General features: G+C 70.0%; 4 protein-coding genes. All 4 read right to left on the reverse strand.

All coding sequences use genetic code 11. From position 1 onward, the window contains the following. Positions 1 to 48: 48 nt before the first annotated feature. The 4 genes from IMZ11_RS00940 to IMZ11_RS00955 all read right to left on the reverse strand — a co-directional run bounded on the left by IMZ11_RS00940 (position 49) and on the right by IMZ11_RS00955 (position 6,192). Complete coding sequence (locus tag IMZ11_RS00940; RefSeq protein WP_228636801.1) at positions 49 to 1,716, reverse strand: catalase; 1,668 nt, start codon at positions 1,714 to 1,716, stop codon at positions 49 to 51. A gap of 293 nt (positions 1,717 to 2,009) precedes the next feature. Next, positions 2,010 to 2,678: a response regulator gene (locus tag IMZ11_RS00945; protein WP_061254976.1), complete on the reverse strand. Its 669-nt coding sequence runs from the start codon at positions 2,676 to 2,678 to the stop codon at positions 2,010 to 2,012. Next, entirely contained in the window at positions 2,675 to 5,305 is a 2,631-nt protein-coding gene (locus IMZ11_RS00950) for a sensor histidine kinase KdpD (RefSeq protein WP_228636805.1), read from the reverse strand. Before IMZ11_RS00950 ends, IMZ11_RS00945 begins: the two co-directional genes overlap by 4 nt. Positions 5,306 to 5,310: 5 nt before the next feature. Next, positions 5,311 to 6,192: a potassium-transporting ATPase subunit C gene (locus IMZ11_RS00955; RefSeq protein WP_228636802.1), complete on the reverse strand. Its 882-nt coding sequence runs from the start codon at positions 6,190 to 6,192 to the stop codon at positions 5,311 to 5,313. Between the last annotated feature and the right edge of the window lie 63 nt (positions 6,193 to 6,255).

Consider the following 6,255-nt stretch of genomic DNA (forward strand, 5'->3'; position numbering starts at 1 on the left):
GTTTCATCCCGCTCCACGTCCAGATCCGGTGCCGCTCCGTGTCCGGTTTCAGCGCGGCCCTGTGTCCCTCTGTACGCGCTGGTTGGGGACACAGTGAGTCATCCGCAGCCCGGTCACGTCACGTGGGCCGTTCTTGCCGAGATTGGCCAGCCGCTCGCGGTCCTGCTCGGTGAGTTCCTGCCCGGCCAGCGGTTCCAGGTGGGCGACGTCTCCGGGGTTGATCCCCAGGCCGGTCCCAACGCGTACGCCCAGGTCGTCCTCAGCGAGGAGGAAATGCCAGACCATGCGCTCCTGGATCGGCCGGTCGCACTCCGAGAGCAGGGTGACGAAGTTCTCCACGAGGTCGTCCCGCTCCCACTGCTCCATCAGCAGGTAGCGTTCCCCCGCCTGCTGATAGTCGTTGGTCCTCGGGATCCGCTTGCGGGTCAGCCGTCCGCTGATGACCGGTCCCTGCTCGTCGGTGGTGGGGTATCTCGCCTCGCGCAGACCGCCGCTGATGGACGGCTCGTAGTTGACATGCGGGCTCTCCCCCTCACCGTCGACGTAGAAGGTCATCTGCCCGTCGCGCTGGTTGGTGCGGATGTCGGCGTTCCTGGCCTGGTTCACCGGCAGTTGGAGATAGTTGGGGCCGACCCGATAGCGCTGCGTGTCGCTGTAGGAGAACGTCCGGCCGACCAGCATCTTGTCGTCGGAGAAGTCGAGGCCGTCGACCAGGACGCCGGTGCCGAAGGCGATCTGCTCGTTCTCCGCGAAGTTGTTGCGCACGGTGGCGTCGAGCACGAGCCGGCCGACCGGCCTGGGCGGGAAACGATCCTCCGGCCACGTCTTGGTGTCGTCGAGCGGGTCGAAGTCCAGCTCGGGATGCTCGTCGTCGGTCATCGTCTGGACCAGCAGTTCCCACTCGGGGTACTCGCCCCGGTTGATCGCCTCGTGCAGGTCCTTGGTGGCATGCCCAAGCTCGTGTGCCTGTACGGCCGCCGCGTCGGCGGCGGTCATGCTGCGCACTCCCTGTCGCGGCATCCAGTGATATTTCACCAGATGGGTTTCGCCGGCCTCGTTCACCCACTTGTAGGTGTTCACCCCGAACCCCTGCATATGCCGGTAATCAGCGGGGATCCCACGCGGGCTGAAGAGGTTGACCAGCATGTGCATCGACTCGGGCGTCTGCGACATGAAGTCGAAGATCCGGTTCGGTTCCTGCCGGAAGGTCACCGGGTCCGGCTTGAGCGAGTGGATCACATCCGGGAACTTGATGGCGTCCCTGATGAAGAACACCGCCAGGTTGTTTCCGACGAGGTCCCAGTTTCCGTCCTCGGTGTAGAACTTCACCGCGAACCCTCGCGGGTCCCGAGCGGCCTCGGACGAATCCCGCCCGCCGATCACGGTGGAGAACCGTACGGCGACGTCGGTCCGCTTGCCCTTGTCCTGGAACAGCTTGGCGCGGGTGTAACGGCTGACCGGCTCGTCCCCCAGCGCCCCGTACGCCTCGAAGAAGCCGAACGTCGTCGTCCCACGCGCGTGCACGACCCTTTCGGGGATGCGCTCGCGGTCGAAGTGGCTGATCTTCTCCAGGAACTGATAGTTCTCCAGGGTGGCCGGGCCTCGCGCTCCCACCGTCCGCTGGTTCTGGTTGTCGTAGACGGGGTGTCCCTGCCTGTTGGTCAGCACCGGCTGGTCGTCACCCTGTCGTGGTCCCCTGTTCGCCCCGTCCGTCATGACAACGGGTCCTTCCGTGTGTTGTCTGTGCGGCGGCATTCCGCCACGAACGGGACGCCCCCGACCCGTCCCCTCTCCCCTTTCCAGGAAATCGCCACCTAAAGCCCCCGGGTCCACACCGGTAACCACGTGGGCCCCATCGGTATCCACCCAGGTCCGCAGCGGTAGCTGGGGCCGCACCGCTACCCAGATCCGTATCGGTAACCACCTGGATCCGCATCGGTGACCGCGACACCGCCACAGGTCCACGCCTGAAGCCGCCCCCTGCGCGGCCGCCAGGCGTCGGCGAGGGCTCAGGGCCGGAAGCGATATCCCATGCCGGGTTCGGTGATCAGATGCACCGGGCGGGCGGGATCCCGCTCCAGCTTGCGACGCAACTGGGCCATGTACTGCCGGAGGTAGTGCGTCGCCGTCACATATGTGGCGCCCCACACTTCGGTGAGCATCTGACGCTGGCTGACCAGCTTCTCCGGATTGCGCAGCAGCATCTCCAGCAGGTGCCACTCCGTCGGCGTGAGCCGTACCCCTCCGGTGATCGTCTTGTCGGCCAGGTTCACCGTGTGGTCGCCGATCCGTACGACCGCGGTCTCCGGCTGGTGCGCCGCCGCGCGGCGGGTGGCGGCGCGGACCCGGGCGAGCAGCTCGTCCAGGCCGAACGGCTTGGTGACGTAGTCGTCGGCCCCGGCGTCCAGGGCGCTGACCGCGTCGGCGCTGCCGACCCGCCCGGTGAGCACGATGATCGGGACCTGGCTCCAGCCGCGCAGGCCGTGGATCACCTCGATGCCCTCGATGTCGGGCAGGCCGAGGTCGAGCAGGACGAGGTCGGGATGCCAGTCGGCGGCCTGGCGGAGCGCCGAGCCGCCGTCGGCGGCGACAGCCACCTCGTAGTGCCTGGCGGCGAAGTTGATGCGCAGCGCCCGCAGGATCTGCGGCTCGTCGTCGACGATGAGGATCTTGGTCATCGGAGTTCCGGTGCGGAGACCCCGCCGTCAGGCGTGGGGGAGGCACCGCCCTCCCTTCGTTCTCCGTCGTGCCCCGGACCGTAGTCGGCGGCCGTATCCCAGGAGATGGGCAGGGTGACGGTCATGGTGAGCCCTCCTCCTGGGGTCTCCTCAGGCACCAGCGTGCCGCCCATGGCCTCGGTCAGCCCCCGCGAGAGCGCCAGCCCGAGTCCCACTCCGGTGTGGTTGTCACGGTCGCCGAGGCGCTGGAACGGCAGGAAGACCCGGTCGTGCGCCTCCGGCGGGATGCCGGGGCCGCGGTCGACGACCCTGATCTCCACGAGGCTACCGTGCCTGCTCGCGGTGATCAGCACCTTCTCCTCCGGGGGGCTGTAGCGAACCGCGTTGGCCATCAGGTTGGCCAGTACACGTTCCAGCAGGGCCGGATCGGCGAGAACCTCGGGGATTTCGACCGAGATGTCCCCATCGACGCGGTCCCAGAGCGGCCCGAGGTCGTCGATCGCCCGAGGGACGACGTCCTCCAGCGCGGTCGGCCCCAACGCCAGCCCGAGGGCCCCGGCCTGGAGGCGGCTCATGTCGAGCAGGTTGGCGACCAGCCGGTCCAGCTTGAGCAGCGACTCGTCCGCGGTGGCCAGCAGCTCCGCGCGGTCCTCGTCGGTCCAGTCGATCTCGGTGTTTCGCAGGCTCTCGACCGCGGCCCTGGCCGAGGCGAGCGGGGTACGCAGGTCGTGGCTGACCGCGGCGAGCAGGGCGGTCCGCATCTTGTCTGCCTCGGCGAGCGGCCGGGCCTGCTCGGCCTCCTCCTCCAGCCGCTGCTGGCGCAGCGCGATCGCCGCCTCCGCCGCGAACGCCTCCAGGACCCTGCGGTCGGAGGCGTCCAGCAACCGGCCGCGCGCGGCGAGCACCAGATCGTCGTCGATCACCACGTCGGTGTCGGCCGCACCGGGGCAGGCGCACGGCGGGCCTCCGGTGGTCGCGACGATGCGCCAGGCGTCCGGGTCCGCGTGGTCTCCGGGACTCGGCGGGGAGCCGGCCCGGCGTTCCAGGAGCGTGACCGCGACCAGACCGAAGGTCTCCCTGAGGCGGCCGAGCAGCGACGGCAACGCCGCCTCTCCGCGCAGCACGTGGCCCGCGAGCGTCGAGAGCACCTCGGCGTCCGCGCTGGCTCTCGCCGCCTCTCTCGTACGGCGGGCCGCGACGTCCACGACGGCGCTCACCATGACCGCGACCAGCACGTAGATCGCCAGCGCGAGCAGGTTCTCCGGGCTGTAGATGGTCCAGGTGTAGAGGGGCGGCGTGAAATACCAGTTGAGCAGGGCGAACCCGACCACCGCCGCGGTGATGGCCGGCCACATGCCGCCGACCAGCGCCACGACGACCACCATGAGCAGGAAGAGCAGGATCTCGCTCGGCAGGGTCGCTTCCTCTCGGAACGTGACCAGCATGGCGGTCAGCGCGGGGATGCCGAGCCCGGCGAGCCCCCAGCCGGCCAGGCGGCGCCTGCGGGTGAGCGCGGCCCTCGACCGGGAGCCGCGGGTCCTGCCTCTGCTGATCTCACCGTGGGTGACCATGTGGACGTCGATGGAACCCGAGAGTGCCGTGGTCGTGACGCCGACGCCGCGCGAGAACAGCTGCGCGAGCCTGCCGCGCCGGGAGGCGCCCAGCACGAGCTGGGTGGCGTTGACGCCGCGCGCGAAGTCGAGCAGGGCGCGCGGGATGTCGTCGCCGACCACCTGGTGGTAGGTGCCGCCGACGCTCTCGACCAGCGTGCGCTGCCTGGCCAGGCTCGCCGGGTCCTGTCCGGCCAGCCCGTCGGCCCTGGTGACGTGTACGGCGAGCAGGTCAGCGCCCTTGCTCCGGTCCGCGATGCGCGTCGCCCGGCGTACCAGGGTGTCGCCCTCGGGCCCGCCGGTCAGCGCGACCACGACCCGCTCGCGCGCCTCCCAGGTCCCGGCGATGCCGTGCTCGGCCCGGTATCGGTCGAGCTGCTCGTCGACCTTCCCCGCGACCCAGAGGAGGGCCAGCTCCCGCAGGGCCGTCAGGTTGCCGACTCGGAAGTAGTTCGACAGCGCGGCGTCGACCTTCTCCGGCGGGTAGACGTTGCCGTGCGCCATCCGGCGGCGCAGCGCCTCCGGCGACATGTCGACCAGCTCGATCTGGTCGGCCCGCCGTACGACCTCGTCGGGGACGGTCTCGCGCTGGGGGACGCCGGTGATCTCCTGGACCACGTCGTTGAGCGACTCCAGGTGCTGGATGTTGACCGTGGAGACGACGTCGATCCCGGCGTCGAGGATCTGCTCGATGTCCTCCCAGCGCTTGGCGTGGCGCGATCCGGGCACGTTGGTGTGCGCCAGCTCGTCGATCAGGACCACCCTGGGACCGCGCGCGATGACAGCGTCCACGTCGAGCTCGGTGAGGTGCACCCCCCGGTAGACGAGCTCCTTCCTCGGCACGATCTCCATGCCTTCGAGCAGTTCGGCCGTACGGGCGCGGCCGTGGGTCTCGACGAGCCCCACGACGACGTCACGCCCCCGCTCCTGCGCCCTCCGGCCTTCGCCCAGCATCGCGAAGGTCTTCCCGACGCCGGGAGCGGCGCCGAGGTAGATCCGGAGCCGCCCGCGCGCCATGTCTCTCATCTCCCCATACCGTCCAGATCCAGGTTAAGTTGCAGCACGTTGACGCCGGGTTCCCCCATGAAGCCGAGGGCTCGCCCGGTCGTGTTGTCCGTGATGAGCCGCCTGACCCGCTCCAGTGGGATGCCCCGCTCCTTGGCGACTCGGGGCGCCTGGAGCTCGGCGTAGGCGACCGAGATGTGCGGGTCGAGGCCGGAGCCGCTCGCGGTGACCGCGTCCGCCGGGACGACGGCCCGCGCCGCGCCTCGCACCGGGACGGTCCGGCCGGCGGCCAGGTCCTCGCCGGGCTTGGCGCACTCGACCGGCACGCCCTGGTAACCGGCGATGAACGGCTTCGCCGGACATGCCTGGTTGGCGCTGACCACCCGGGTCGGCGTGCCGACGGCCGGGAAGACCTTGAGGACCGCCCCGACCCCGTCGCCCGTGCAGTACGGCCGGGCGCCGCTGACGCCTTCGAGCGCGCCGACGGCCGCGCTGCGTGCGCAGACCTTGGTGAGGAGGCTCTGCCTGCCGGTGTCCGGCTCGCCCGCGGCGTTCTTCGCCCCGGGTACGGCGAGCACGTCCAGGACGTCCTCGGGCCCCAGGTTGCTCGCCCCGCTCGACATCGGGTCGTACCCGGCGCCGGCCGCGCTCGGGCGGCTCTGGAAGTACGTCCTGATCGGGGCGCCGTGGGCGTCGGTGAACGACTGCCCGATGAGGGCGCTTCCGACGCTCCTGCCGTCCCGTTCGATGAGCGATCCGCCGGCCTTTCCCGGGAAGAGGGCCTGGACCACGCCCGTGGTGACGAGCGGATAGATCACTCCGGTCACCGCCGTGAGAACGAGCAGTGCCCGCAGCGCGGCGAGATGGACCCGGAGCCAGCCCGGCACATGCTCTTTCATGACATCCCCGGAAGGAACTGGATGAACAGGTCGATGAACTTGATCCCGATGAACGGCGCCACG

The sequence above is a fragment of the Microtetraspora sp. AC03309 genome, from assembly GCF_020826795.1.
GTDB classification, from domain to species: Bacteria; Actinomycetota; Actinomycetes; order Streptosporangiales; family Streptosporangiaceae; genus Microtetraspora; species Microtetraspora glauca.